Source organism: Nocardia sp. 2TAF39 (assembly GCF_052114905.1).
Lineage (GTDB): Bacteria > Actinomycetota > Actinomycetes > Mycobacteriales > Mycobacteriaceae > Nocardia.
On sequence record NZ_JBFRFQ010000053.1, the window covers coordinates 21552 to 46916 of the forward strand.

The following is a 25365-nucleotide window of genomic DNA, read 5'->3' on the forward strand; positions in this document are numbered from 1 at the left end:
GGAAGCGAGTCAGTAGAACATGGGTCTCGAGGAAAAACTGCCCAGCGGTTTTCTGCTGAGCACGGTCGAGGATTTCGCTGGATATCTGCGCAAGGGCTCGCTGTGGCCCGCCACCTTCGGCCTGGCCTGCTGCGCCATCGAGATGATGGCTACCGGCGCAGGCCGATTCGACATAGCGCGATTCGGCATGGAGGCGTTCCGCGCCTCACCTCGGCAGGCCGATCTGATGATCGTCGCGGGCCGGGTGAGTCAGAAGATGGCCCCCGTGCTGCGTCAAGTCTACGACCAGATGACCGAGCCGAAATGGGTGCTGGCGATGGGCGTCTGTGCGTCCTCCGGCGGGATGTTCAACAACTACGCCATCGTCCAGGGCGTCGACCACGTGGTGCCGGTCGACATCTACCTGCCCGGCTGCCCGCCCCGCCCGGAGATGCTGCTCAACGCGATCCTGGCACTGCACGCAACAATTCAGGAGATGCCACTCGGCGTCAACCGCGAGGAAGCCATCCGCGCCGCCGAGCAGGCCGCGCTCGCCTCGACGCCGACCATCCGGATGGAGGGTCTGCTGCGATGACCTTCGATACCTCCGACAACGCCGATACCGCTCCCGCGCACGACGCGACCGATGCCGCGGCCACTGCGGGCCCCGAAGGCACACTGCCCGAAGAGGATTCCGCACAGTCCGGCGCCGAGGTGATCGGCGTGCGCCGCGGCATGTTCGGTGTCACCGGCACCGGCGACACCTCCGGCTACGGCCGCCTCGTCCGTCCGGTCACCCTGCCCGGCAGCACACCCGCACCCTACGGCGGCTACTTCGACGAGGTGGTCGACTCGCTCCGCGCCGCACTCAGCGCGGTCGGCACGCGCTTCGACACGGCGCTGGAGAAAGTGGTCGTCTTCCGCGGCGAGCTCACCCTGCACGTGCGCCGCGAGCACCTCGTCGCCGTCGCCCGCGCGCTACGTGACGACCCCGCGCTGCGTTTCGAGCTCTGCCTCGGCGTGAACGGCGTGCACTATCCGGAGGACTCCGACCGCGAACTGCACGCGGCTTACCACCTGATGTCGGTCACGCACAACCGCCGTCTGCGCGTGGAGGTGTCCGCGCCGGACACGGACCCACACATCCCCTCGCTCTACGACGTGTACCCGACCACCGACTGGCACGAGCGCGAGACCTACGACTTCTTCGGCATCCTGTTCGACGGTCATCCCTCGCTCACCCGGATCGCCATGCCGGACGACTGGCGAGGCCACCCCCAGCGCAAGGACTACCCGCTCGGCGGGATCCCGGTCGAATACAAGGGCGCGCGCATCCCGCCGCCCGACGAGCGGAGGACGTACAGCTGATGAACGACACAGACACCCGGCCCGACGTCACCGATGACACCGGGCCGGAGCCCACCGTGGTCACCGTCGCGGGACAGGACTGGGATCAGGTCGCCGAGACGCTATCGGGCGCGGGCGAGGAACGCATCGTCGTGAACATGGGCCCTCAGCATCCGTCGACGCACGGCGTGCTGCGGCTGATCCTGGAGATCGAAGGCGAGACGGTCACCGAGGCCCGCTGCGGAATCGGGTATCTGCACACCGGAATCGAGAAGAACCTCGAATTCCGCAACTGGACCCAGGGTGTCACGTTCGTCACCCGCATGGACTACCTGTCGCCGTTCTTCAACGAGACGGCCTACTGCCTCGGCGTGGAGCGGCTGCTCGACATCACCGAGCAGATCCCCGAACGCGCCACAGTCATCCGCGTCCTGCTCATGGAACTCAACCGCATCTCCTCACACCTTGTCGCGCTGGCCACCGGCGGGATGGAGCTCGGCGCGCTCACCCCGATGCTGTTCGGCTTCCGAGAACGCGAGCTGATCCTCGACGTCTTCGAGACCATTACCGGTCTGCGGATGAACCACGCCTACATCCGCCCTGGTGGCCTCATCCAGGACCTGCCCGACGACGGGGTCGCCAAGGTGCGCGAACTGCTCGCCCTGCTGCCCAAGCGGCTGCGCGATATGGAGCAACTGCTCACCTCGAATCCGATCTGGAAGGCCCGCACGCAGGACATCGGCTACCTCGACCTGCAGGGGTGCATGGCGCTCGGCATCACCGGCCCGGTGTTGCGCGCCACCGGCCTTCCACACGACCTGCGCAAGGCTCAGCCGTACTGCGGCTACGAGAACTACGAATTCGACATCCCCACTACCGCGGGCTGCGACTGCTACGGCCGCTATCTGATCCGGGTGGAGGAGATGAAGGAATCGCTGAAGATCGCCGAACAGTGCCTGGACCGGTTGCGGCCCGGCCCGGTGATGGTGGACGACAAGAAGATCGCCTGGCCCGCCGACCTGCAGCTCGGCCCGGACGGACTCGGCAACTCGCCCAAGCACATCGGCAAGATCATGGGTACATCCATGGAGGGCCTCATCCACCACTTCAAGCTGGTCACCGAGGGCATCCGGGTTCCGGCGGGCCAGGTGTACGTGGCCGTCGAGTCGCCGCGGGGCGAACTGGGCGTGCACATGGTCAGCGACGGCGGCAGCCGGCCCTACCGGGTGCACTATCGCGACCCCTCTTTCACCAATCTGCAAGCGGTCGCGGCGATGTGCGAGGGCGGCATGCTCGCCGACGTCATCGCCTCGGTCGCCAGCATCGACCCGGTCATGGGCGGAGTGGACCGATGACGGAAATCCTGCTGAAGCTCAGCACCCGGCCCGAGCCTTACCCTCCGTTCGTCCGCGAGCGGCTCGAGACCGACGCCGAGCAGATTATCGCGCGCTACCCGCATCCGCGCTCGGCACTGCTGCCGTTGCTGCACCTGGTGCAGTCCGAGGAGGGCTACGTCACCGGAACCGGCATCGAATTCTGCGCCGAGCAGCTGGGCTTGACCGGCGCCGAGGTCACCGCCGTGGCTACTTTCTACTCCATGTACCGGCGCACACCGACCGGCGACTACCACGTCGGCGTGTGCACCAACACACTGTGCGCGGTCATGGGCGGCGACGCCATCCTCGCTGCCCTCGAGCGCCACCTCGGTATCGAGCACGGCGAGACCACGGCGGACGAGTCGATCACGCTCGAGCACGTCGAGTGCAACGCGGCCTGCGACTTCGCGCCGGTGGTCATGGTCAACTGGGAGTTCTTCGACAACCAGACGCCGGAATCGGCCCGCGCCCTCGTGGACGCGCTGCGCGCCGGACAGCAGGTGACGCCGACCCGTGGCGCGCCGCTGTGCACGTTCAAGCAGACCGCGCGCGTCCTCGCCGGATTCCCGGACGAACGCCCCGGTGTCCTCGACGGAGTCGCGGGCGAGGCCACCCTCGCCGGTCTGCGCGTCGCCCACGAGCAGGACATGCAAGCGCCTGAGCCACAACAGGATTCGGAGGGCGCCTGATGACACTCACACCCGTACTCACCAGATACTGGGACGAGCCGCAGTCCTGGACGATCGACACCTACCGCCGCCACGACGGCTACCAGGCGCTGCGCAAAGCCCTCGACATGGACCCCGACCAGGTCATTCAGACCGTCAAGGACGCGGGTCTGCGCGGCCGCGGCGGCGCGGGCTTCCCCACCGGCATGAAGTGGAGCTTCATCCCGCAGGGCCCCGGACCCGACGGCGTCAGCAAGCCGCATTACCTCGTGGTCAACGCCGACGAGTCGGAACCCGGCACCTGCAAGGACATTCCGCTCATGCTGGCCGCACCGCACGCGCTCATCGAGGGCGTCGTCATCGCGGCCTACGCCATCCGCGCCGCGCACGCGTTCATCTATATACGGGGCGAAGTCGTTCCGGTGCTGCGACGGTTACAGGCCGCGGTGGCGCAGGCCTACGAGGCCGGGTTCCTCGGCCGCGACATCCTCGGCTCCGGCTTCGACCTCGAGCTGATCGTGCACGCGGGCGCGGGCGCCTACATCTGCGGTGAGGAGACCGCGCTGCTGGATTCGCTCGAAGGCCGTCGCGGGCAACCGCGACTTCGCCCACCGTTTCCCGCCGTCGCGGGCCTCTACGCCTGCCCAACCGTGGTGAACAACGTGGAATCGATCGCGAGCGTGCCACCGATCATCCATAACGGCACAGCCTGGTTCCGGTCCATGGGCAGCGAGAAGTCCCCCGGCTTCACCCTCTATTCACTGTCCGGCCACGTGGCGCGGCCCGGACAGTACGAGGCGCCGCTGGGCGTCACGCTGCGCGAGCTACTCGGCTACGCCGGCGGCGTCCGCGCCGGACACCATGTCAAGTTCTGGACCCCGGGTGGTTCGTCCACGCCGCTGTTCACCGAGGAGCACCTCGACGTGCCGCTCGACTACGAGGGCGTCGCCGGTGCCGGATCCATGTTGGGCACCAAGGCGCTACAGATCTTCGATGACACCACCTGCGTCGTACGAGCGGTGCTGCGCTGGACCGAGTTCTACGCGCACGAGTCCTGCGGCAAGTGCACCCCGTGCCGGGAGGGCACCTACTGGCTCGTTCAGCTGCTGCGACGGATCGAGGCGGGCCGCGGCAGCGAATCCGACCTGGGCAAGCTTCTCGACATCAGCGACACCATCAACGGCAAGTCCTTCTGCGCCCTCGGCGACGGCGCGGCAAGCCCGATCATCTCCTCGCTGAAGTACTTCCGCGAGGAGTACGTCGACCATCTGCGGCTCGGCGGATGCCCGTTCGACCCGGCGCGCTCCACGGCATGGGCCGAGGCAGGAGAAGAGGTTCGATGAATCCAGTATCGAGTAGCGATTCGATGACGGGTGGCGGTCGGGCGACGAGTGGGCCTGCTATCGCGAGTAGCAACACCAGCGGGCTGGTTCCGGCCGATCTGGTGACCGTGACCATCGACGACACCACCGTCAGCGTGCCCGCGGGCACCCTGCTGATCCGGGCCGCCGAACTGATCGGCATTCAGATCCCCCGCTTCTGCGACCACCCGCTACTCGACCCGGTGGGTGCCTGCCGCCAGTGCCTGGTCGAGGTGGAGGGCCAGCGCAAGCCGGTCGCCTCCTGCACCATGGCTGTCGCCGACGGTATGGTGGTCCGTACCCAGCTCACCTCCCCCGTCGCCGACAAGGCGCAGGAGGGCGTGATGGAGCTGCTGCTGATCAATCACCCCCTCGACTGTCCAGTGTGCGACAAAGGCGGCGAATGCCCGCTGCAGAACCAGGCAATGTCCACCGGCCGTGCCGAATCCCGGTTCGACGGCGAGAAGCGCACCTACCCCAAGCCGATTCCGCTGTCCACGGCCGTGCTGCTCGACCGGGAACGCTGTGTGCTCTGCGCCCGCTGCACCCGCTTCTCACAGCAGGTCGCGGGCGACCCATTCATCGAATTGATGGATCGCGGCGCGCTGCAACAGGTCGGCACGGCGCAGGCCGAACCGCTCGACTCCTACTTCTCCGGCAACACCGTGCAGATCTGCCCGGTCGGCGCACTCACCGGCACCAGCTACCGGTTCCGTGCCCGCCCGTTCGACCTGGTCTCCAGCCCGAACGTGTGCGAGCACTGCGCCTCCGGCTGCGCACAGCGCACCGACCATCGGCGCGGCAAGGTGCTGCGCAGGCTTGCGGGCGACGACCCGCAAGTCAACGAGGAGTGGAACTGCGACAAGGGGCGCTGGGCCTTCGCCTACGCCACCGAACGTGACCGCCTGACGACGCCGCTGGTGCGCGGATGGGACGGCAAGCTCGCGCCCGCCTCCTGGTCCGAAGCGCTGGCCGCGGCCGCGGAGGGACTCGCCGCCGCGTTCGGCGACGCCGGGGTACTCGTCGGCGGCCGGATCACCGAGGAGGACGCCTACGCCTACGCCAAGTTTGCGCGAATCGCCCTCGGCACCAACGACATCGACTTCCGCGCCCGCGTGCACTCGGTGGAGGAGGCCGAGTTCCTCGCCGCCCACGTCGCGGGTCGGGGCACCACGGTGACCTACGACAGCCTCGAGACCGCACCGGTCGTCCTGCTGGCCGGGTTCGAACCCGAGGAGGAGTCGCCCATCGTCTACCTGCGGCTGCGCAAAGCGGCTCGCAAGCATGGCCTGCCGGTCTACTCGGTGGCGCCGTACTCCTCACGCGGGCTCGACCGCATGTCCGGCCGCCTCCTGCAGGCCGTGCCCGGTGCGGAACCGTATCTGCTGGACGCCATCCGCACCGGCGAAAACCACACGCCCGCAACTAATTCCGCGCAATTTGCCGAACTGGCCAGGCTCCTGCGCGAACCCGGCTCGGTGATCATGGTCGGCGAACGGATGGCGGGCATCCCCGGTGCGCTGTCGGCGGCCGTCCGCCTCGCTGACGAGACCGGAGCCGCGCTCGCCTGGGTCCCACGCCGAGCCGGAGAACGCGGGGCCGTCGAGGCAGGCGCACTGCCGGGCCTGCTGCCCGGCGGTCGCCCAGTGGTGGATTCCCGTGCCCGCCAACAGGTCCGGACCGTGTGGAACGTGCCCGAACTGCCTGGCACCGTCGGCCGCGACACCGCGGCCATCCTGGACGTCGCGGCCGGCCTCGGCGCGCTGATAATCGGCGGCGTCGACGTCGCCGACCTGCCCGACCCGGCCGCTGCGCTGGCGGCCGTCGACGCCGCGCGATTCGTGGTCAGCCTCGAACTGCGGCACAGTCCCGTCACCGAACGCGCCGACGTGGTTTTCCCGGTGGCCTCGGCCATGGAGAAGTCCGGCACGTTCCGCACCTGGGAGGGCAGGCCTCGACCGTTCGCCGCCGCGCTCGGCGACGACATGGTGCGCCGGCAGTCCGCCCCGCTGTCGGATCAGCGGGTGCTGCACGCCATCGCGGACGAAATGAAGGTGTGCCTCGGCCTGCCCGATACCGAATCCGCCCGCGCCGAACTCGCCCAGCTCGGCGCGTGGGACGGAGTGCCTGTCGCACCGCCCGCGAACCAGCCACATCCGCTCCCCCAGCCCGGACCGGGCGCCGCGGTTCTTGCCAGCTGGCGGATGCTGCTGGACCAAGGCCGCATGCAGGACGGCGAACCGAATCTGGCGGGCATCGCCCGCCCACCCGTGGTGCGCCTGTCTGCCGCGACGGCCGCCGAAATCGGCGTGATCACCGACGATCCGGTCACGGTCGCCACCGACCGTGGCGCCGTCACGCTGCCGCTGATGATCAGCGACCTGCCCGACCGTGTGGTCTGGCTACCACAGCACTCGCCGGGCTGCTCCGTCGCCGAGCAACTCGCCGTCCAACCCGGTGACATCGTGCACCTGCGACGCGCCGACGAGAGGATGAAGGAACACCGTCATGAGTGATCTGGCTGCGCTCTTCACGGCGTCCGCGGGACCCTCTGTGGTTACGGACGCTGCCTCCTACAGCCCCGACGCGACCGCTGGCTTCGGACACGACCCGCTGTGGCTCGTGATCGCGAAAGCTCTCGCCGTCTTCGTTTACCTGATGTTCATTCCGCTGATCGCTGTGCTGGCCGAACGAAAGATCGTGGCACGCATGCAAATGCGGATCGGTCCCAACCGGACCGGACCGTTCGGCTCGCTGCAGAGCATCGCCGACGGCGTGAAGATGGCCCTCAAGGAGGACATCGTCCCGGCAATCGTGGACAAACCGATCTTCATTCTGGCGCCGGTCATCTCGGTGGTGCCCGCGTTCATGGCGTTCGCGGTCATCCCATTGGGTCCCACGGTGTCGATTTTCGGCAACCGCACTGCGCTCCAACTCACCGACCTGCCGGTGGCGGTGCTGTACATCCTGGCGATCACCTCGGTCGGTGTGTATGGCATCGTGCTGGCCGGATGGTCGTCCGGCTCCACCTACCCGCTGCTCGGCGGCCTGCGCTCGACCGCACAGGTCATCTCCTACGAGATCGCGATGGCGCTGTGTTTCGCCACCGTGTTCCTGCTCGGCGGCACCATGGCCACCTCGGGCATCGTCTCCGCACAAGAGGGCACCTGGTATGTCTTCCTGCTCCTTCCGTCGTTCCTGATCTACTGCGTCTCCATGGTCGGCGAGACCAACCGGGCGCCCTTCGACCTGCCCGAGGCCGAGGGCGAGCTGGTCGGCGGATTCCACACCGAATACTCCTCGCTCAAGTTCGCCATGTTCATGCTGGCCGAATACGTCAATATGGGAACGGTTTCCGCTCTGGCGACCACCCTGTTCCTCGGCGGTTGGCACGCGCCGTGGCCCCTCAACATGTGGGACGGCGCGAACTCCGGCTGGTGGCCGGTGCTGTGGTTCACCGCCAAGGTGTGGACGTTCCTGTTCGTGTTCATCTGGCTGCGCGGCACGCTCCCGCGCCTGCGCTACGACCAATTCATGAACCTCGGCTGGAAACTGCTGATCCCGACCTCCCTGTTCTGGGTCATGGTGGTCGCCACCGCGCGGGTGCTGCAGGCCGAGGGCTACCACGTGCAGACGCCGATCCTAGTGATCGGCGGCCTGGTGATCTCCGGGCTGATCGTGCTCCAGTTCCTGCGGGCGGGCCGGGCCAAGGGCGCGCCGCCACCGGTCGACGAGCCCTCGGCCGCAGGCCCGACGGTCTTCCTCGGCTTCCCGGTGCCCCCGCTGCCTGCCGACGTCCGCTCCCGGGACTCCGCCGAAGCCGGACTGCTGGACCCGCTCGCCGGATTCATGGTCACCGCCGCCACCATGTTCAAGAAGCCCAACACCGAGTTCTACCCGGAACAGAAGGTGCCCACCGCGCCTCGCTACCACGGCAGGCACCAGCTCAACCGGCACCCGGACGGCCTGGAGAAATGCATCGGCTGCGAACTGTGCGCATGGGCCTGCCCTGCCGACGCGATCTACGTGGAAGGCGCCGACAACACCGAGGCCGAACGCTATTCGCCGGGTGAACGTTACGGCCGGGTCTACCAGATCAACTACCTGCGCTGCATCGGCTGCGGGCTGTGCATCGAGGCGTGCCCCACCCGCGCACTCACCATGACCAACGAGTACGAACTCACCGACGACAACCGAGCCGACCTGATCTACGAGAAGGACCAACTGCTCGCCCCGATGCAGCCCGGCATGACCGCGCCGCCGCACGCGATGTACCCCGGCGCCGACGAGGCCGACTACTACCTCGGCAACGTTCCCGGCGGCCCGCAAAAAACCGCCGCCGGCGGCGGCGTCGATCCCGAGCAGCGTGCCCCTGCCGGCGCGAAAGGAGCAGTGCGGTGACCGACCTGATCCTGGCCGCGGAGCCATTGACCCGCACCTCCACCGGTGAGGCCGTCCAATTCTGGATCCTGGCCCCGCTGGCGGTGATCGGCGCGCTCGGCATGGTGTTCGCACCCAAGGCCGTGTACTCCGCGATGTGCCTGGCCGCGACGATGATCGCGCTGGCCGCGTTCTACATCGCCGAGGATGCGCTGTTCCTCGGAGTCGTGCAGATCGTGGTCTATACCGGCGCGGTGATGATGCTGTTTCTGTTCGTGCTGATGCTCGTCGGCGTCGACTCCGCCGAATCGCTGAAGGAAACCATCCGCGGCCAGCGCCTCGCCGCCGCCGCGGTAGGCCTCGGCTTCGGCCTGCTGCTGGTCGGTGGCATCGCCAACGGTGTGCGCGACTCCGGAATCCCCTTCCCCGCCGGTGGTTTCGCGGGCCGCGACGTGATCGGCGAGCTTGCCGAGCTGATTTTCGTGCGCTATGTGTGGGCCTTCGAGCTCACCGGCGCCCTGCTGATCACCGCGACCATCGGCGCGATGGTGCTCGCCCACCGCGAACAGTTCGGGCCGCGGATGACCCAGCGCGAGGTGTCCCGCCGCCGGTTCCGCGAAGCGGGCCACCGCGCCACGCCGTTGCCCACCCCCGGCGTGTACGCCCGGCACAACGCGGTGGACGTCCCGGCACAACTGCCCGACGGCTCCTTCGAGGAACTCTCGGTCAGCACCATCCTGCGGCACCGTCGCACCAAGGCGCTCACCGAAGCGGCCGTCCTCTCGGTCGGCACCGCGAGCCCATCGAACGGGACCGAGAACCAGAGCGACGAGGAAGGCAATCGGTGAATCCAGAGAACTACCTGTTCCTGTCCGCCCTGCTGTTCACGATCGGCGCAGCCGGCGTACTGCTGCGGCGTAACGCCATCGTGGTGTTCATGTGCATCGAACTGATGCTCAACGCGGTGAACCTCGCGTTCGTCACCTTCTCCAGGTTGCATGCCAACCTGGACGGCCAAGTGTTCGCGTTCTTCACCATGGTGGTCGCCGCGGCCGAGGTCGTCGTCGGTCTGGCCATCATCATGACCATCTTCCGCGCCCGCCGCTCGACCTCGGTCGATGACGCCAACCTGCTGAAGTTCTGACATGGACACGGCAACGCTCTGGCTGCTGCCCGCCCTCCCCCTGGCGGGCGCGATCGTCCTGCTACTCATCGGACGCTACGGCGACAAATGGGGTCACCTGCTCGGCACCACGATGGCGGTGGCCTCCTTCGTGGTCGCCGGGACCGCGTTCTTCGCCATGCTAGGGCGCGATTCCGCCGAACGTCCGGTGCACACGGACCTGTTCAGCTGGGTTCCGGTCGCGGGCCTCCAGGTCGACGTCGGACTCCAATTGGACCAGCTCTCGATATGTTTCGCACTGCTGATCACCGGCGTCGGCTCGCTGATCCACGTCTACTCGATCGGCTACATGAGCCACGACCCGGCACGCCGGCGGTTCTTCGCCTATCTAAACCTGTTCCTCGCGGCCATGCTGCTGCTGGTACTCGCGAACAACTACCTCGTGCTCTACCTCGGCTGGGAGGGCGTCGGCCTGGCGTCCTACCTGCTGATCGGGTTCTGGCACGAAAAGCCCTCGGCGGCAACGGCGGCCAAGAAGGCGTTCGTGGTCAACCGCGTCGGGGACATGGGTCTGGCGATCGCCATGATGATCATGTTCGCGACGTTCGGATCGATCGGCTTCGGCGACGTGTTCGGTGCCGCACCCGCCGCCAGCGAGGGCACACTCACCGCGATCGGCCTGTTGCTGCTGCTTGCCGCGTGTGGCAAGTCCGCGCAGGTGCCCCTGCAGTCCTGGCTCGGCGACGCGATGGAAGGCCCCACCCCGGTGTCGGCGCTCATCCACGCGGCCACCATGGTCACCGCGGGCGTTTACCTGATCGCGCGGTCCAACCCGATCTTCGACCTCGCGCCGAACGCGCGGCTCGGGGTCGTGCTGGTCGGCGCAGTCACACTGCTGTTCGGCGCGATCGTCGGCTGCGCCAAGGACGACATCAAGAAGGCACTTGCCGCCTCCACCATGAGTCAGATCGGTTACATGGTGCTCGCCGCGGGCCTCGGCCCCGCAGGATACGCCGTCGCCATCATGCACCTGCTCACCCATGGATTCTTCAAAGCCGGACTATTCCTCGGCGCCGGTTCGGTGATGCACGCGATGGACGACGAGACCGACATGCGCCGCTACGGCGGCCTGCGCACACTGCTGCCGATCACATATGTCACCTTCGGCCTCGGCTACCTCGCCATCATCGGGGTCCCGCCGTTCGCCGGGTTCTTCTCGAAAGACCGGATCATCGAGGCAGCGTTCAACCAGGGCGGCGCAAGCGGACTCGCGCTAGGCATGGTGACGCTGCTCGGTGCGGGACTGACCGCGTTCTACATGACGCGCGTCATGCTGATGACCTTCTTCGGTGAGCGCCGCTGGAAACCGGACACCCATCCGCACGAAGCGCCCGCGGTGATGACCGGACCGATGATCCTGCTCGCGGTGGGTTCGGTCGGAGCAGGCGCCCTGTTCGTCCTGGGCTCCTCGCTGCAGAACTGGCTCGAACCGGTAGTCGGCGCCCACCATGGCGAGGAAGCCGTCCCCGCCCCTGTGGTCACAACGCTCGCGCTACTGGTGGTAGCCGTCGGCGTCGCCGTCGCCTACTACCGGTACGCGCAGCAGGAGGTTCCGCAAACCGCACCGGAAGCCGTGTCGGCGCTGACCGTCGCGGCACGCAGAGACCTCTACGGCGACGCGTTCAACGAGGCAACGTTCATGCGGCCGGGACGGTATCTGACCCGGGCACTGGTCTTCCTCGACAATCGTGGCATCGACGGGATCGTCAACGGCACCGCTGCGGTGATCGGCGGGCTGTCGGCGCGGGTCCGGCGGGTGCAGTCCGGGTTCGTGCGCTCGTATGCCCTGTCCATGTTCACCGGCGCGGCCCTGGTGGCCGCTGCCCTGCTGGCGGTGAGGTTGTGGTGAGCGATTTTCCCTGGTTGACGACACTGTGGTTGGCGCCGGTCGTCGGCGCGGCGATCGTGCTCGTGCTGCCCGCCGCGCAACGCACCCTCGCCCGCTGTGTGGCGCTGGGCTTCTCTCTGGTGGCCTTGATCCTCGGTATCGGGCTCGCAGCGGGATTCGATCCCGGCGGCGCACAGTACCAGTTCGTCGAATCCCATCAATGGATTCCGGCGTTCGGCGCCGGTTACACGCTGGGCCTGGACGGGATCGCGCTGGTGCTGGTGCTGCTGACCGCGGCGCTCGTTCCGCTACTGATCCTGGCGGGCTGGCATGACGAACGCGAGGTGGGCAGCGGCAAACGGGTCGGGCACACCTATGTTGCGCTCACCCTGCTCGTCGAGGGGATGGTGCTGATCTCCTTCGTCTCGCTGGACATCCTGCTGTTCTACGTGTTCTTCGAGGCGATGCTGATCCCGATGTACTTCCTCATCGGCGGGTTCGGACCGCGCACCGGGGACGTGCAGCTGCGCCAGCAGCGATCGCGGGCGGCGGTGAAGTTCCTGCTATACAACCTGTTCGGCGGATTGATCATGCTGGCTGCGGTGATCGGCTTGTACGTGCTCACCGCCCGCGAAGGGCTGGGCGAGGGATCGTCGGGCACGTTCGACTTCCGCGCCGTAGTCGCGGCCGCCAACGCGGGCCAGCTCGGCGCGGGACCTGCGGTGCTCAATGCCCTGTTCCTCGGGTTCATGTTCGCCTTCGCGGTAAAAGCACCGCTGTGGCCGCTGCACACCTGGCTGCCGGACGCCGCCGTCGCAGCGACACCGTCGAGCGCGGTGCTGATGATGGCGGTGGTCGACAAGGTCGGCACGTTCGGCATGCTGCGCTACTGCCTGCCGCTGTTCCCCGACGCGTCGGGAACCTATGCGCCGCTGGTGATCACGCTCGCGGTGATCGGCATCGTCTACGGCGCGCTGCTGGCGATCGGGCAGACCGACGTGATGCGCCTGATCGCCTACACCTCGATCTCCCACTTCGGCTTCATCATTCTCGGCATCTTTGCCATGACCAGCCAGGGCCAGACCGGCGCGACGCTGTACATGGTCAACCATGGCATCTCCACCGCCGCGCTGTTCCTGGTGGCCGGATTCCTGGTATCGCGCCGCGGCACCCGGCTCATCGCCGAGTTCGGCGGTGTACAGAAGGTGGCGCCGGTGCTGGCCGGCACGTTCTTCATCGCAGGTCTCGCGACGCTGTCACTGCCCGGTCTGGCCCCGTTCGTCAGCGAATTCCTCGTGCTGGTCGGCACATTCACCCGCTACCAGTTCGCCGCGGTAGTTGCCACCGGCGCACTGGTGCTCGCCGCCCTGTATGTGCTGTGGCTCTACCAGCGGATGATGACCGGACCGGTGAAGGACGGCAACGAGCGGATCTACGACCTGGTGCCCCGGGAACTCGCCGTAGTGGCCCCGCTGATCGCCGCGCTGCTGTTCCTCGGCGTCTACCCGAAGGTTCTGACGGACTTCATCAATCCCGCGGTGAGCCAGACGCTTACCACCATCGGCCGGACCGACCCCGCGCCGTCTACACCCACGCTGCCCGAGGCAGGTTCGGCCGAACATCCCGGAGGTGCCCACAAATGAGCCGACTGATTGCGCGCCTTGTCGTCACCGTCGCGGGAATGTTCGCCGCGATGATCGCCTTCTCGAGGACGGCCTGAGTGAGCGACTTCGACTACGCGACAACGCTCGCCGCGCGTGTGCCCGCGCCGAGCATCGAATACGGCTACCTGTCCCCCATGCTGATCGTGTTCGGCGCCGCCGTGCTCGGTGTGCTCGTCGAGGCGTTCCTCGGGCGCCGCTACCGCTACGGGACGCACCTGATGCTGAGCCTGGTCGGGCTGGTGGCGGCGCTGGTGGCCGTGGTGGCGCTGGCGGGCACCACGTCCACCGCGATCGCGGGTGCCGTGGCGATCGACGGCTTCAGCCTGTTTCTGCAGGGTACGATCCTGGTGGTGGCTATCCTCGGCGTCCTGTTCATCGCCGAGCGCGGCGCCGAACCCCGTGTGGAAGCCCGTTCCGGCCCGGGGACTTGGAGTCTGGCCGCCGCCACCCTCGGACGCGGCGTGGACGCCTTCACGCCGCAGGCTTCCGCGGTGCCCGGCAGCGCGACCGAAGCTGCGGCGCTCCGCGCGGATGTCGCGACCACCGAGGTGTTCCCGCTGACGCTGCTCGCGGTCGGTGGCCTGATGCTGTTCCCAGCGTCCAACGACCTGCTCACCATGTTCGTCGCACTCGAGGTGCTGTCGCTGCCGCTGTATCTGCTGTGTGGGTTGGCTCGGCGCAACCGGTTGCTCTCGCAGGAGGCGGCGCTGAAGTATTTCCTGCTCGGCGCGTTCTCCTCGGCGTTCTTCCTCTACGGTGTCGCGCTGCTCTATGGGCAGGCAGGCACGGTGCGGCTCGGCGGAATCGCGGATGCCATCGCTCAGCACCCGGACAACGCGATGCTGGCGCTGCTCGGGGTCGCGATGCTCGCGGTCGGCCTGCTGTTCAAGATCGGTGCGGTGCCGTTCCAGTCGTGGGTGCCGGACGTGTACCAGGGCGCGCCCACCCCGATCACAGGCTTCATGGCCGCGGCGACCAAGATCGCGGCAGTCGGTGCGTTCCTGCGTGTCCTGCAGATCGCGGTGCCGGGTCTGCGTGATGACTGGCGCCCGATCCTGTCGGCCGTCGCGATCGCCACCATGGCGGTCGGCGCGGTCATGGCAATCACGCAGACCGACGTCAAGCGCATGCTCGCGTATTCCTCGGTGGCCCATGCCGGGTTCATCCTCATCGGCCTGGCGGCGGCGAACGGTCGCGGTGTCGTGGCGGTGCTGTTCTATCTGCTGGCTTACGGCCTCGGCACGCTCGGCGCATTCGCGGTCGTCAGCTTGGTCCGCGAATCCTCCGGCGCCGAGGCCACCAGCCTGCCCCAGTGGGCCGGGCTCGGCCGCCGCTCCCCGTGGCTGGCCACGGTTTTCGCACTGTTGCTGCTTTCCTTTGCAGGTCTGCCGCTCACCAGCGGGTTCGTCAGCAAGTTCGCCGTCTTCGAAGCCGCGGCCACGGGCGGCGCGACACCGCTGGTGATCGTGGGCGTGATCTGCAGTGCCATCGCGGCGTTCTTCTACATTCGCGTAATCGTGCTGATGTTCTTCACCGACCCGCCCGCCGACGCTCCGCTGATCGCCACCCCTGCGTTCACCACGGCGATCGTTGCCGTCGCCGCGGCGGCCACCCTCGTGCTCGGCGTGTTCCCGCAGCCACTGCTCGATCTAGCAGATCGGGCGGCGACGTTCGTCCGCTGATCTCATGTGATCGGCCTAGCCTTCGGGGTAGAAGAGGAACAGCGTACAGCCGGTTGTGGTCGCGGGCACGTGCCATGATCCGGCTGGTGCGTGCAGGAATGTTCCGGCCGGGTAGTCGCGCGCGCCGTCGTTGAAGGTGCCCGCGACCACGTAGACCTCCTCCGGGCCGGGCTCGTGGACGTCTCGGCGCGGCCACGACGTGCCCGGTTCCATCTCCAGCACGTCGGCGTGCGCACCGGACGGCCCTTTCCACAGCGGACGTATCCGAATCCCGGGGAAGAGCTCTCGGATAGGAGAGTCGGTCACGGCGGCGAAGGTGTATCCCTCTTGGGCGAGGATCTCGGGGTGCATGTCGTCCACGCTGCCTGGCGCAGTGACGCCACAACAGTGTCGAGTAAGACACCGTAGGGTACTTTTCTGCCATGCATCGCGTGGTTGCCCTGGTTCAGCCGGTGCAGTCGACGTTCGAGCTCGGCTGCGCTGTCGAGGTGTTCGGTACGGGGCGGGCCGGGATACCGCAGTACTACGAGTTCGAGGTGTGCACTGAGACGCCCGGCCCGGTGCCGACGACGGCCGGGTACGCGATGTCGGTAACGCGAGGCCTTTCGGCGCTCACGTCCGCGGACACCGTTCTCATCCCGGGCTGGTCTTCTGTGGAGGCGCCGCTGTCGGACCGTGTGCGGCACGCGCTGCTGCGGGCACACGCCCGTGGGGCGCGGCTGGTCACGATCTGCTCCGGAGTGTTCGCGCTGGCCCGAACGGGGCTGCTGGATGGCCGCTCGGCGACAACACACTGGGCGCGCGCCGCACAGCTGGCCGGGGATTTCCCCGAGGTGCGTGTGGAGCCCGACGTGCTCTACGTGGACCACGGTGATGTCGCCACGAGCGCCGGCGCGGGAGCGGGTATCGACCTATGCCTGCATCTCGTCCGGCAGGACCACGGGGCCGCGCATGCTGCCCTCATCGCGCGGCACATGGTGATGCCGCCGCACCGCGAGGGCGGGCAGGCGCAGTACGCCCCGCCCCCGCCACCCGCGGCCGCGCTGGACGGCCTGATCGAGTGGGCCGGCGCGCACCTGGGGACACCGCTGTCGGTGGGCGATATGGCCGCGTACCTCAACGTCTCGCCCCGCACGCTGGCCCGGCGCTTCGCCGACCAGCTCGGCACGAGCCCAGGCACGTGGCTGCTGTCGCGGCGGGTGACCGAGGCACGCACCCTACTGGAGGAGACAGACCTACCGGTGGAGACGATCGCGGCCCGCGTCGGCCTCACCTCGGCCGTCAACCTGCGCCGCCGCTTCCGCGCCCAGGTCGGCACAACCCCGGGCGCCTATCGACGAGCATTCCGGGTCTCCTGACGCATACGTTCCCGCGGCGGCTGCCCGCCCTCAAACGCCCTCTCGCATAACGCGCGGTCGAAACGGCCACGCGGCTTGCTGAAAAGTCAGAGGTAACCCGCACATAGTGCGGTGCTATGTGCGGTAACTCGCCAGCGCCGGATTTCTCAAAGATGTTCCTCGACCCCCGAACAGCACCCTTGCAAAACCTAGTGATATTAGGTTAAATGCTAGTTGCCCTAGTATGGAGGAGGTTGCGCGGATGATGGTACGAGCCGGGCTGACCGCCGAACGGATCACGCTGGCCGCGGCAGATCTCGCCGACGAGGTCGGTATCGACAACGTCACGATGTCGGCGCTGGCCAGGAAGTTCGGCGTCAAGGACGCGAGCCTCTACTCGCACATCAAGAATCTCCAGGAATTGCGGGCCAGAGTGGCGATGACGGCCGCCGCCGAGAAGACCGACCTGATCGCGGCGGCGGTCGCGGGCCGGGCGGGACGCGATGCGCTCGGCGCGTTCGCGCATACCTGGCGCGAGTACGCGCTGCGCTACCCCGGCCGATACGCCGCAACGCAGCTGCCGGTGAGCGCCGAAATCGCCAAGACTTCGCCCGGCGCGCTGCGCGGCATCGAACTCACCTATGGCATGCTGCGCGCCTACGGCCTGGCCGAGCCCGACCTCACGGACGCGGTCCGGTTGCTGCGCAGCACCTTTCACGGTTACGCCACCCTGGAGGCGACCGGCGGCTTCAGCCATTCCCGCGACACCGCCGCCTCCTGGGAACGCATCATCGACGCCCTGCACGTCGCACTCGAGCAGTGGCCATCCCGGCACGAGGAGCAGTCATCATGAGATCCGACACCCTGAAAGTCCCCGGCGCCACCCTCTACTTCGAGGTGCGCGGCAGCGGGCCGGTTCTGCTGCTGCTTCCTGGCAGCGGGGGCGACGCGGCCGTTTTCGATCCCATTACCGACCCACTCGCCGAGCATTTCACTGTCGTCACCCTCGACCCACGCGGCTACTCCCGTAGCGTGCTCGACCAGGACGCGCCTGCCGACATGCAGGTCGAAGTGCAGGGCGACGACGCCTTCCGGCTACTCGAGCACCTCACACCCGCCGGCGAAGACGCTTACGTCTTCGGCGGAAGCGGCGGCGCGGTGGTCGCGCTGGATTTGCTCGCACGGCGCCCACACCGGTTGCGCTCGGTCGTCGCGCATGAGCCGCCCTGCTTTGCGGTGCTGCCCGATGCCGCCGCACACAAAGCGTTCGTCGACGAGGTGTACGAACTCTTCATGGCCGAAGGCCTCGCCGCTGCGGGCGCCCGCTTCCTCGAGGGCATCGGCGGAGGGATGAACGCCATGCCCGATCCTTCCGAACTCCCGCCACGCGCGGCGGAGATGATCGGACGTCTGCACGCCAACGCGCCACGCACCATGGCACACGAACTGCGGACGGTCACCTCATACCACCCCGACCTGGCCGCTTTGGCACCGCTTTCCGACCGCCTTGTCCTCGGGGCAGGCCGGGAAAACAGAGGAAAACTCCCCTATCGTCCGGCCGAGACGATCGCCGCGCAGTTGAACATCCCGCTGACCGAGTTCCCCGGCGGGCACAGTGGATTCACTGACGCGCCCACCGAATTTGCCCGACTCCTGCTCGATTTACTGCTGGATGCCCGCGTGCGCTGATCGCAACGTCGACCGACCAAGCCCTGCGTTTCGTTGCGGAGCCGTGACAAGGTCGCACCCGGGTACGGGAGGCCTCACGCGAGCGCCGGTTTGCGTGGAATCTCCCCCAGCCGAGCTACGTTCGATTCCGTCAGCCGACGGTTTCGCGAGAAGGCAGTTCGCAGGACGTCGCCCTTCGATTCCGTCAATCCTTGTGCACCGGGACCTGTTCCGGACTACGCCGCCACGCCGGGACCTGCAGATAGGTCGCGGCTCGTAGCAGCCACTCCACCGGCCCGTACCGGAACCGCCCCAACCACCAAGCGCTCAGCGCGAGCTGCGCGACGTAGGTGAGTAGCGCGATGCCCAGGACAACGGCGGGCGGGACCGCATCGACCAGGGCGAACCCATATCCGGTGTAGACAACCATCAGCACGATCGACTGCCCGATGTAGTTGGAGGCCGCCATCCGTCCTGCCGGTGCGAGCCCGACGATCACCCGCGCCGTGCGTGCCGACCGGGTCAGGCAGAGGACGCCCGCGATGTAGGCGAAAGTCATGAGCGGGTTGACCAGCTCCTGCACTCCGACCCAGAATGCAGGCGGCCGAATCCAATTCAGCGCGCCGGCGAAGGTGAGGGCCGACACCGGAAGCCCGATCGCCATGCCGCCCGCCAACGCTCGCGGCGCCCAGCGGGCCACCGTTTCCCGGTCGGCGAAAAGCTCCCGCTTGCCCGCCGCCATACCGATCAGAAACATGCCGAGGCTGGTCACGCCCTGGGTGAGCCAGATGAGTGCGATGAACGCGGGCGCCAGCCACATCTGGTTGGCGAAAGCGTCCCCGGCGTTGCCCGCATATCCGTCGTGTATCCGGTTGATGCCGAAGAAGGTCGCCAGCCCGAAGATCGTGCCGCCGCCACCCGGCAGGAACGCCCAGGCGCACCAGGCCGTGTACAGCCCTGCCCCGGTGATGACCGCGGTGCGCGGCCCGAGGTCCTTCAGGGTGATCAGAGTCAGGCACAGGTACGCGTACAGGGTGAGGATATCGCCGATCCACAGCAGGAATACGTGTGCGAGCCCGACGGTCAGCAACGCCGCACATCGCCGCAACAGGCGTGCGTTCGCCGAGGCCCCCGCTCGCTGCGCCGCCGCGATCTGCAGCGTGAACGAGTAGCCGAACAGGAAGGCGAAAATCAGGTAGAACCGACCCGCGAACAGCGCGTCCACCAGCCCGCGCAGCGCCTGGTCGACCGGCCCCTGGAATCGCGGCCGCGGATCGTCGTCGGTGCCGGTGAACGACCACAGCGTAGTCGCGACCGTGACGTTGGTGATGAGGATGCCGAATAGCCCGAACCCGCGCAGGATGTCGACCTCCGCGATCCTGCGCCCAGTCGCGGTCGCGGGAAGCACGGATTCTGTCGGCCCGGTCATAGTCCGAAACCAGGTGGACGCACTGGAACAGCGCGTCCGCCGTCGGACCGGTTTCCGCTTCGCCGATCGTCGCTGCGCGACCGCGGCCTGCGGCGTAATGACAATTGCTGCCGCTGCTCCGTACCCAGTCGCGCCACCTCGTCGGGCAGCGGCCTACCGAACGTATCGGTCATGCCCGGACCCAGCCGGATCGCGACGATCTGGTCGAAACTCGGACTGCGGCACGATCATCGACTTCAGGTCAGGCAGGTTGCCGATCCGCTCGGTCGCGGGCCGTCCCGGCGCGTCGGTCTGGGGTGAACCGGTCTCACGCAGTCGCGCTCGCACCTCCGCAGGCGTCTTGCGTCCGGCCGCGGCCCCAGTCATACCCTGATAGCTCGCGACGGCGCCGACCACGATCGGCGACGCACTCGAGGTGCCGCTGAACACGTCGGTGTACCACAGGTCTTCGTCGGAACCACCTTGTAGATCGCCATACCCGGTGGTGGTGACCTCCAGCCCCCAGCCTTGCACGTCCACACGCTGGCCGTAGTTGGAGAACGCCAGCCGGGAACGGGCGGGGCCGTGATCGTTCCCGTGCAACCCGGGCGGTGGTGCGCCCGCGCCGACGATGATCGCCCCGGAATCGGCCGCGCCGCCCCGGAACGGGTTGCGCCATGTGGTCGGGAACTGCGCGGGCCGTGTGTCATACAGCGCGGCGTCGAGGTCTTCGCCGCCGTTGCCTCCGGCCTCCACCACGATGACACCTTTGCCGATCGCATAGCGGATAGCCGCCCAATCGTCGGGCCACCATTCGATCGCGATGTAGCCGCGCTGGTCCGGCCTGCCTGCGTAGTCGAATCGTGGTCCGGGACGGTGTAATTCGAGCAGAATCACGTCGCCAGCGCCCAACACGTCGGCTGCCGAACGGATCGCCGCCGCCGACCCCGACCCGAAGACCGATACCGCCCTGATATACGCCTCCGGCACGATGCCGGTGATGCCGTAGGGGTTCACGTCACCGCTGATCTCGCCCACGACAGCGGTGCCGTGGTCACGCCAGCCCTGCTCTGGTGACGGGTTGCCTCCGATCACCCCGCCCTGGTTGTTGTACAGGTCTTCGTGGGTAAACCGCCACGCGCCCTCGACATCCACCACGCGCACGCCTTCCCCGCGCCCACCGGGAACCGTCCAGGCCCATCGTGCGTCGATCCCCTGCGGGGCGGCGTCCAGATACCCTTGGCGATCTTCGAGATTCGGAGTCACCGGCTGTGCGTCGGCGGCAGGCCCCGCGACACGCACGACACCTTCCGGCGCGATGGGCGGTTCAGCGGGCGGCTTCACATACGCCGCCCCCACGGCATCGTCCGCACGCAACCGCTCGGCGACGCCGTCGAGATCATCGGTGACGCCGCGGACGAAGAAGTAGTTCAGGTACTCCGCCCCGGTACCCGCGTGCGGGGAGCCAGTCAGCCTGCTCTGCAATCGGTTGGCCGGTCCGAAGACTCGAACCAATTCGGCGCCCGCCGGAAGCAAGTCGTTGACTCGCGACTGTACGTCGCGGTTCTCGTTGAGGGCAATCGGTGTGATCGCGGAATCGGTGCCGTGGGTGACCACAATCAGCTCAGCGGGCGATCGGAGCTCTCGGTGCTGGGATCCCATGGTGCACAGTCAACCTGGTGTGCGGGCGGGCCGCCACCGCAATCGCTGGCGCGGTCACCGTGACCAGAACCGATAGATGGCCAGTCGCAGCGACTATCGGCCATCGATCGTTTCGCTCAGGTGAGCTGTCGTCTGAAGTAATCGATGGCTTGCAGGTCGCTTGCTGCATAGTGGGCTGCCACTGCGACCGGGGTCATCCGAGTATTCAGCTGAACGTGCGGGTTCGATTCGCACGCTCTGCATTCCACCGTCGAGAAGATCGCCGTCCCGCTGATCAACACCTCTGCGAGGCCGAATCGGCCGACCTGGTAGACCGATACGCGTTCCTGCTCGTCTTCGAGGTCCTCGATCAGATTGTCGATTGCTGAACTCCTGCTACCCGACCAGTTACGGACTCAGCCGCGTGTTCGGGGCGAGCGCGCGAAACGCGACCGCGCCGCGGCGGACGTCGGCGACGCCGAGCACCTCCGTCGACCCGATCACGATCAAGCACAGCCCGATCACCCAGCCGAGCGCGTCCAGCGAGGCGCACGGCAGGACACCGACGATCACACCCAGCACCATCGTGGCGAGGCCGACCACCTCCTGCCGTCCCCCACCGCACAGGTCGTCGGCCCACACCGCCACAGTGGCATGGCAGATACCGCGAATCGCCCACGCCGAACCGATCCACAGCGACAGCAGCTGCGCCGAGTTGCCGCCCGCGAAGCACAGCGCGGCCAGCAAGGCCGACAGCACGCCGCTGACGAACACCAGGGCACGCAGCGCCGTGGCGAAGCGAGCGCCGAACGCCATGATCAGTTGGAGCACTCCGTGGAGCAGCAGATAAGCACCGCACAGCATTTCCGCCGTCGGCAGCGACTTGTGTGGCCACACCGCCAAGGCCACACCCATGATCATCGAGCAGGCACCGGCCACCAGTACCGTCTGCCGGGCGCCGCCGGCCAGTGGTTCCGTACGCCCTTCGACCCCAGTTTCGGGCATAGCAACATGATATGACGACTTCTGTTCGCGGGGTGTTTGCCTTCACTACGCAACGCCGAAGCGGATCCTCGAGATTCGAGTCAACCAGGCCCGCGCGTCGTTCCCCGTTCCCTTGGCCTCTCGGCAAGGACAAGAACACACCACCGCAGACGGCGACTCCCTCGGCAGTCCGCCACGGGGCCGTAACCACATGCTTCGGCGGGGGCGCCGCTAGCGCTCAGGAGACGACGCCGCACACAAATCGCGGTCCGAACGGAATGTCGGTGTAGGACAATCCCTCCTGCGCGGGGCCGAATTCGTTTGGTGGTCGGGACCGGTGTCGTAGTAGCCGAGATCGAAGCCATGACCTGTTGCGCAGGAACGTGCTGGTAAGGCTCGGGTCACCAGCCGCATGCGAGGGTGATGGCCGTGGGCTCGGCTAAGAGGTCACGCAGATAGGTGGTGTCACCGGCGGTGTGCTGGCCGAGTGTCCCAGCGGTGGGTGGTCCAGGCGCGGCGGATGAGGGCGCGGACGGTGATGACGGCATCGGCGAGATCGAAGAAGGCGTCGATGACACGTTCGCGGCGTTCGTAGCAACGCTGCAGCTTGTTGAAGGCGTTGTGCCAGGAGTTCGTTCGCTCCACGTGCCAGCGCCCGCTCGCCTGCACCGGGGCCTTCAGGCCCTTGACCGCGATCTTCCCGTGCAGACCGCGACCGGCGAGCAGGTCTCGAGTCTTGCCCGAGTCGTAACCCGAGTCCAGGTGCACGGTGATCCGGTCCGGGAGCGGCCCCAGCTCGTCGGGACAGTCGAGGGTGGGTGCCAGCAGGGGTGAATCGTGCCGGTTCGCGCCGGCCAGGACTCGCCCCAGCGGGATCGGCGTAGCCCTCGACCAGCAGTGAACGCTTCATACCCTGCTTGCGGCGGTCGACCGGGGACGGCCCGGCGACTTCCCCGCCGCCGGGTGCCTTGGTGATACAGCCGTCCACGGCGATGTCGTGCAGGACCAGGCCGACGATGCGGTCGTAGCTGCCCAGAGCGATCGTCTTCAGCCGGGCGAAGACCCCGGCGGCGAGCCATTCGTCGCGGCGGTTGCCGATCGTGGTCGCCGAGCATGCCGCATCGGCGATGGCCTTGTAGGAACAGCCGAAGCGCAGCACCTGGATCAGCTTGTCGAACACGATCCGGTCGTCGATGCGGCGGCGGTGGCAGCCCAGTGGATGCCGGGGATCGTAGACGCGACGCTCAGGCAACAGGGCGGCGAACTGGTCCCACAAGGGGTCGATGAGCCATGATGGCAGGGCGGGCACGGACCCTCCAGTGATCAAGAGACGTAAGCACTTTCATGATCGCTGGGGCCGTGCCCGCCCGCACTCACGCCCGAATATCAACACCCAATCTGCGCGACCTCTAAGGATCGTGTTATCTACGGCGATCCCTCGGTGGCGGTGGGGTTTTGGTGTTGAAGCACTGGAACTGGCTCTCGTGACAAAACGGGTGATGATCTCCGTTGGCAGGGAATTCGCCCATCGGATAGGTGAGCGCCTCACCGCGAATACCGCAAGTAGAAACTGGACTGTCGCGTCACACGCGCTCACAGCCGATTATCGGGCAGTGGAAGCAGTGGACGAATCGTTCGCCTCGGACGGTCTGCTCTTGCGGGGTTGTGATGGTTTGGTCGGCCGCCATCGGAGATGGTTGTAGTCCGAGGTCCCCTTCGGGGGCGGGCCCAGCGAGTCAGCTCGGTAACACGCCGCTTGAAACGATGTCGCCTCCGATGCGCCGCGGCGTCCTTGCCCAGGATGGGAGCCAGGTGGTGTCGGAGAGAGTTGTCAGGCTTGCGAAGTGGTTGATGATCGCTCGCAGGCCACGGTGCGGATTCGTTGCGGGGAAGATGAGCGATAGCGGGTATGCGATCGTGGGATTCACGACCGGGATGCGGCGTAGGTCGTAGTTGGTCGGCCAGATGAGGCGGTCGCGCGTGCTGACGAGGGTGGCCACGTCTGCGGAGTCCGCGAGGGTGTCCAGGAGTGCTTCGACGCCGAAGTTCGGGCCTGCCCCGTCGATGCGGAGGTCGAACTCGGCGGCGAGCTGATCGTAGAACTCTGCCCATTCGCTTCGGGGTGCGATGCCTGGCACCCAAATTCGATGCCGGCGTAGCTGGGCTGGTGTCAGCGTTCGCGCGGAGGCGAGCGGATGCCCTGGGCCGACGAGGAGCTCGAGCGGGAAGTCGAGCACATGGATCATGTGGACGTCGCGTGGCAGCGCGGCCGGGTCGGTGACGGTGCGGAACGAGGCGTCGATGTCGCCTGCTTGGATGGCAGCGACCGCCATGCGTGGGTCGCTGGCTTTCAAGGTCACCACGTCGAGAACGGTTTCGGGATGTGACCGCCAGTAGTCGTGGAGGATGACGGCCTGCCCGCTTCGAAACCCGAGGACGTCGATCCGCAGTGCCCGTGAGTCCGGTCTGATCGCGGTGATGGCGCGCTCGACGCCCGCGACGATGCTGCGTGCGTGTGGCAGGAATGCCTGGCCGTCGAGCGTTAGTTCGACCCCTCGGGCGGTGCGGGTGAACAGGCGGACCTCCAGCTCGCGCTCCAGGGCGGCGATCCGCTTCGAGACCCCCTGCTGCGTCACGCCCAGCTCATCGGCCGCGTGTTGCAGCTGTCCGAGCTCGGCCGCGCGGACAAACGATCGCACCGCCTCGGTATCCATTGGTAGTCCGGGGCTCTCGCCCCTTTCCCCTTTCAATTCCGTGCGTGCGGTTTTCCCGCACACGGCTTACCGATGATCGTCATGACAGGGTTACGCTGCCTTCGGGTAGCGGACGGTGCCGCGAAGCCGGTGCAGGCCGTGCCCG

At 67.4% G+C, this 25365-nt stretch carries 20 protein-coding genes and 1 pseudogene; 15 read left to right on the forward strand and 6 right to left on the reverse strand.

Going from position 1 to position 25365, the window contains the following annotated elements:
• Positions 1 to 19 precede the first annotated feature (19 nt).
• The 12 genes from AB4Z47_RS26100 to nuoN all read left to right on the forward strand — a co-directional run bounded on the left by AB4Z47_RS26100 (position 20) and on the right by nuoN (position 15468).
• Positions 20 to 574: a NuoB/complex I 20 kDa subunit family protein gene (locus AB4Z47_RS26100; RefSeq protein WP_441954522.1), complete on the forward strand. Its 555-nt coding sequence runs from the start codon at positions 20 to 22 to the stop codon at positions 572 to 574.
• Positions 571 to 1347 carry an NADH-quinone oxidoreductase subunit C gene (locus tag AB4Z47_RS26105; protein ID WP_441954524.1) on the forward strand — a complete coding sequence of 259 codons (777 nt, stop codon included), beginning with the start codon at positions 571 to 573 and terminating at the stop codon, positions 1345 to 1347. The genes AB4Z47_RS26100 and AB4Z47_RS26105 overlap by 4 nt, the downstream gene beginning before the upstream one ends.
• Positions 1347 to 2681, forward strand: a complete 1335-nt coding sequence (locus AB4Z47_RS26110) for an NADH-quinone oxidoreductase subunit D (RefSeq protein ID WP_441954526.1) — start codon at positions 1347 to 1349, stop codon at positions 2679 to 2681. Before AB4Z47_RS26105 ends, AB4Z47_RS26110 begins: the two co-directional genes overlap by 1 nt.
• A complete protein-coding gene (gene nuoE / locus AB4Z47_RS26115) occupies positions 2678 to 3391 on the forward strand; it encodes an NADH-quinone oxidoreductase subunit NuoE (RefSeq protein ID WP_441954528.1) in 714 nt (237 codons plus the stop codon). Before AB4Z47_RS26110 ends, nuoE begins: the two co-directional genes overlap by 4 nt.
• Positions 3391 to 4713, forward strand: a complete 1323-nt coding sequence (nuoF, locus tag AB4Z47_RS26120) for an NADH-quinone oxidoreductase subunit NuoF (RefSeq protein ID WP_441954530.1) — start codon at positions 3391 to 3393, stop codon at positions 4711 to 4713. Before nuoE ends, nuoF begins: the two co-directional genes overlap by 1 nt.
• A gap of 23 nt (positions 4714 to 4736) precedes the next feature.
• Positions 4737 to 7247, forward strand: coding sequence for an NADH-quinone oxidoreductase subunit G (locus tag AB4Z47_RS26125; protein ID WP_441954532.1), 2511 nt, complete (start codon positions 4737 to 4739; stop codon positions 7245 to 7247).
• Positions 7240 to 9132, forward strand: a complete 1893-nt coding sequence (gene nuoH, locus AB4Z47_RS26130; protein ID WP_441954534.1) for an NADH-quinone oxidoreductase subunit NuoH — start codon at positions 7240 to 7242, stop codon at positions 9130 to 9132. Before AB4Z47_RS26125 ends, nuoH begins: the two co-directional genes overlap by 8 nt.
• Positions 9129 to 9959: an NADH-quinone oxidoreductase subunit J gene (locus AB4Z47_RS26135; protein WP_441954536.1), complete on the forward strand. Its 831-nt coding sequence runs from the start codon at positions 9129 to 9131 to the stop codon at positions 9957 to 9959. The genes nuoH and AB4Z47_RS26135 overlap by 4 nt, the downstream gene beginning before the upstream one ends.
• A complete protein-coding gene (gene nuoK, locus AB4Z47_RS26140) occupies positions 9956 to 10255 on the forward strand; it encodes an NADH-quinone oxidoreductase subunit NuoK (RefSeq protein ID WP_441954538.1) in 300 nt (99 codons plus the stop codon). Before AB4Z47_RS26135 ends, nuoK begins: the two co-directional genes overlap by 4 nt.
• 1 nt (position 10256) lies before the next feature.
• Entirely contained in the window at positions 10257 to 12143 is a 1887-nt protein-coding gene (gene nuoL / locus AB4Z47_RS26145) for an NADH-quinone oxidoreductase subunit L (RefSeq protein WP_441954540.1), read from the forward strand.
• Positions 12140 to 13765: an NADH-quinone oxidoreductase subunit M gene (locus AB4Z47_RS26150; RefSeq protein WP_441954542.1), complete on the forward strand. Its 1626-nt coding sequence runs from the start codon at positions 12140 to 12142 to the stop codon at positions 13763 to 13765. Before nuoL ends, AB4Z47_RS26150 begins: the two co-directional genes overlap by 4 nt.
• 155 nt (positions 13766 to 13920) lie before the next feature.
• Positions 13921 to 15468 carry an NADH-quinone oxidoreductase subunit NuoN gene (gene nuoN, locus AB4Z47_RS26155; protein ID WP_441954563.1) on the forward strand — a complete coding sequence of 516 codons (1548 nt, stop codon included), beginning with the start codon at positions 13921 to 13923 and terminating at the stop codon, positions 15466 to 15468.
• Positions 15469 to 15483: 15 nt separating this feature from the next.
• Here nuoN and AB4Z47_RS26160 read toward each other — a convergent pair whose 3' ends face one another.
• On the reverse strand, positions 15484 to 15819 hold the full coding sequence (locus tag AB4Z47_RS26160) for a cupin domain-containing protein (RefSeq protein WP_441954544.1): 336 nt from the start codon (positions 15817 to 15819) through the stop codon (positions 15484 to 15486).
• Between the two features lie 71 nt (positions 15820 to 15890).
• Between AB4Z47_RS26160 and AB4Z47_RS26165 the strand changes: the two genes are divergently transcribed.
• The 3 genes from AB4Z47_RS26165 to AB4Z47_RS26175 all read left to right on the forward strand — a co-directional run bounded on the left by AB4Z47_RS26165 (position 15891) and on the right by AB4Z47_RS26175 (position 18494).
• Positions 15891 to 16826 carry a GlxA family transcriptional regulator gene (locus AB4Z47_RS26165; RefSeq protein WP_441954546.1) on the forward strand — a complete coding sequence of 312 codons (936 nt, stop codon included), beginning with the start codon at positions 15891 to 15893 and terminating at the stop codon, positions 16824 to 16826.
• A 241-nt stretch (positions 16827 to 17067) separates the two neighbouring features.
• Positions 17068 to 17658: a TetR/AcrR family transcriptional regulator gene (locus tag AB4Z47_RS26170; protein WP_441954548.1), complete on the forward strand. Its 591-nt coding sequence runs from the start codon at positions 17068 to 17070 to the stop codon at positions 17656 to 17658.
• Positions 17655 to 18494, forward strand: coding sequence for an alpha/beta fold hydrolase (locus AB4Z47_RS26175; RefSeq protein ID WP_441954550.1), 840 nt, complete (start codon positions 17655 to 17657; stop codon positions 18492 to 18494). The genes AB4Z47_RS26170 and AB4Z47_RS26175 overlap by 4 nt, the downstream gene beginning before the upstream one ends.
• Before the next feature lie 184 nt (positions 18495 to 18678).
• Here AB4Z47_RS26175 and AB4Z47_RS26180 read toward each other — a convergent pair whose 3' ends face one another.
• The 5 genes and pseudogenes from AB4Z47_RS26180 to AB4Z47_RS26200 all read right to left on the reverse strand — a co-directional run bounded on the left by AB4Z47_RS26180 (position 18679) and on the right by AB4Z47_RS26200 (position 25205).
• The gene (locus AB4Z47_RS26180; protein ID WP_441954552.1) at positions 18679 to 19902 is read right to left on the reverse strand and encodes a DUF418 domain-containing protein; all 1224 of its coding nucleotides are present in this window, start codon (positions 19900 to 19902) and stop codon (positions 18679 to 18681) included.
• A gap of 153 nt (positions 19903 to 20055) precedes the next feature.
• A complete protein-coding gene (locus AB4Z47_RS26185; protein WP_441954554.1) occupies positions 20056 to 21543 on the reverse strand; it encodes a S8 family peptidase in 1488 nt (495 codons plus the stop codon).
• A 387-nt stretch (positions 21544 to 21930) separates the two neighbouring features.
• Positions 21931 to 22527: an HdeD family acid-resistance protein gene (locus AB4Z47_RS26190; protein ID WP_441954556.1), complete on the reverse strand. Its 597-nt coding sequence runs from the start codon at positions 22525 to 22527 to the stop codon at positions 21931 to 21933.
• 444 nt (positions 22528 to 22971) lie between these two features.
• Positions 22972 to 23815 (reverse strand): annotated as a pseudogene (locus AB4Z47_RS26195) (IS5 family transposase).
• 427 nt (positions 23816 to 24242) lie between these two features.
• Positions 24243 to 25205, reverse strand: a complete 963-nt coding sequence (locus AB4Z47_RS26200) for a LysR family transcriptional regulator (RefSeq protein WP_441954558.1) — start codon at positions 25203 to 25205, stop codon at positions 24243 to 24245.
• Positions 25206 to 25365: the final 160 nt, after the last annotated feature.

Coding starts and splice junctions, on each gene's coding strand:
- AB4Z47_RS26100 (WP_441954522.1), top strand. CDS start 20: ATGGGTCTCGAGGAAAAACTGCCCAGCGGTTTTCTGCTGAGCACGGTC.
- AB4Z47_RS26105 (WP_441954524.1), top strand. CDS start 571: ATGACCTTCGATACCTCCGACAACGCCGATACCGCTCCCGCGCACGAC.
- AB4Z47_RS26110 (WP_441954526.1), top strand. CDS start 1,347: ATGAACGACACAGACACCCGGCCCGACGTCACCGATGACACCGGGCCG.
- nuoE (WP_441954528.1), top strand. CDS start 2,678: ATGACGGAAATCCTGCTGAAGCTCAGCACCCGGCCCGAGCCTTACCCT.
- nuoF (WP_441954530.1), top strand. CDS start 3,391: ATGACACTCACACCCGTACTCACCAGATACTGGGACGAGCCGCAGTCC.
- AB4Z47_RS26125 (WP_441954532.1), top strand. CDS start 4,737: ATGACGGGTGGCGGTCGGGCGACGAGTGGGCCTGCTATCGCGAGTAGC.
- nuoH (WP_441954534.1), top strand. CDS start 7,240: ATGAGTGATCTGGCTGCGCTCTTCACGGCGTCCGCGGGACCCTCTGTG.
- nuoL (WP_441954540.1), top strand. CDS start 10,257: ATGGACACGGCAACGCTCTGGCTGCTGCCCGCCCTCCCCCTGGCGGGC.
- nuoN (WP_441954563.1), top strand. CDS start 13,921: ATGCTGATCGTGTTCGGCGCCGCCGTGCTCGGTGTGCTCGTCGAGGCG.
- AB4Z47_RS26160 (WP_441954544.1), bottom strand. CDS start 15,819: ATGCACCCCGAGATCCTCGCCCAAGAGGGATACACCTTCGCCGCCGTG.
- AB4Z47_RS26165 (WP_441954546.1), top strand. CDS start 15,891: ATGCATCGCGTGGTTGCCCTGGTTCAGCCGGTGCAGTCGACGTTCGAG.
- AB4Z47_RS26170 (WP_441954548.1), top strand. CDS start 17,068: ATGATGGTACGAGCCGGGCTGACCGCCGAACGGATCACGCTGGCCGCG.
- AB4Z47_RS26175 (WP_441954550.1), top strand. CDS start 17,655: ATGAGATCCGACACCCTGAAAGTCCCCGGCGCCACCCTCTACTTCGAG.
- AB4Z47_RS26180 (WP_441954552.1), bottom strand. CDS start 19,902: ATGACCGGGCCGACAGAATCCGTGCTTCCCGCGACCGCGACTGGGCGC.
- AB4Z47_RS26185 (WP_441954554.1), bottom strand. CDS start 21,543: ATGGGATCCCAGCACCGAGAGCTCCGATCGCCCGCTGAGCTGATTGTG.
- AB4Z47_RS26190 (WP_441954556.1), bottom strand. CDS start 22,527: ATGCCCGAAACTGGGGTCGAAGGGCGTACGGAACCACTGGCCGGCGGC.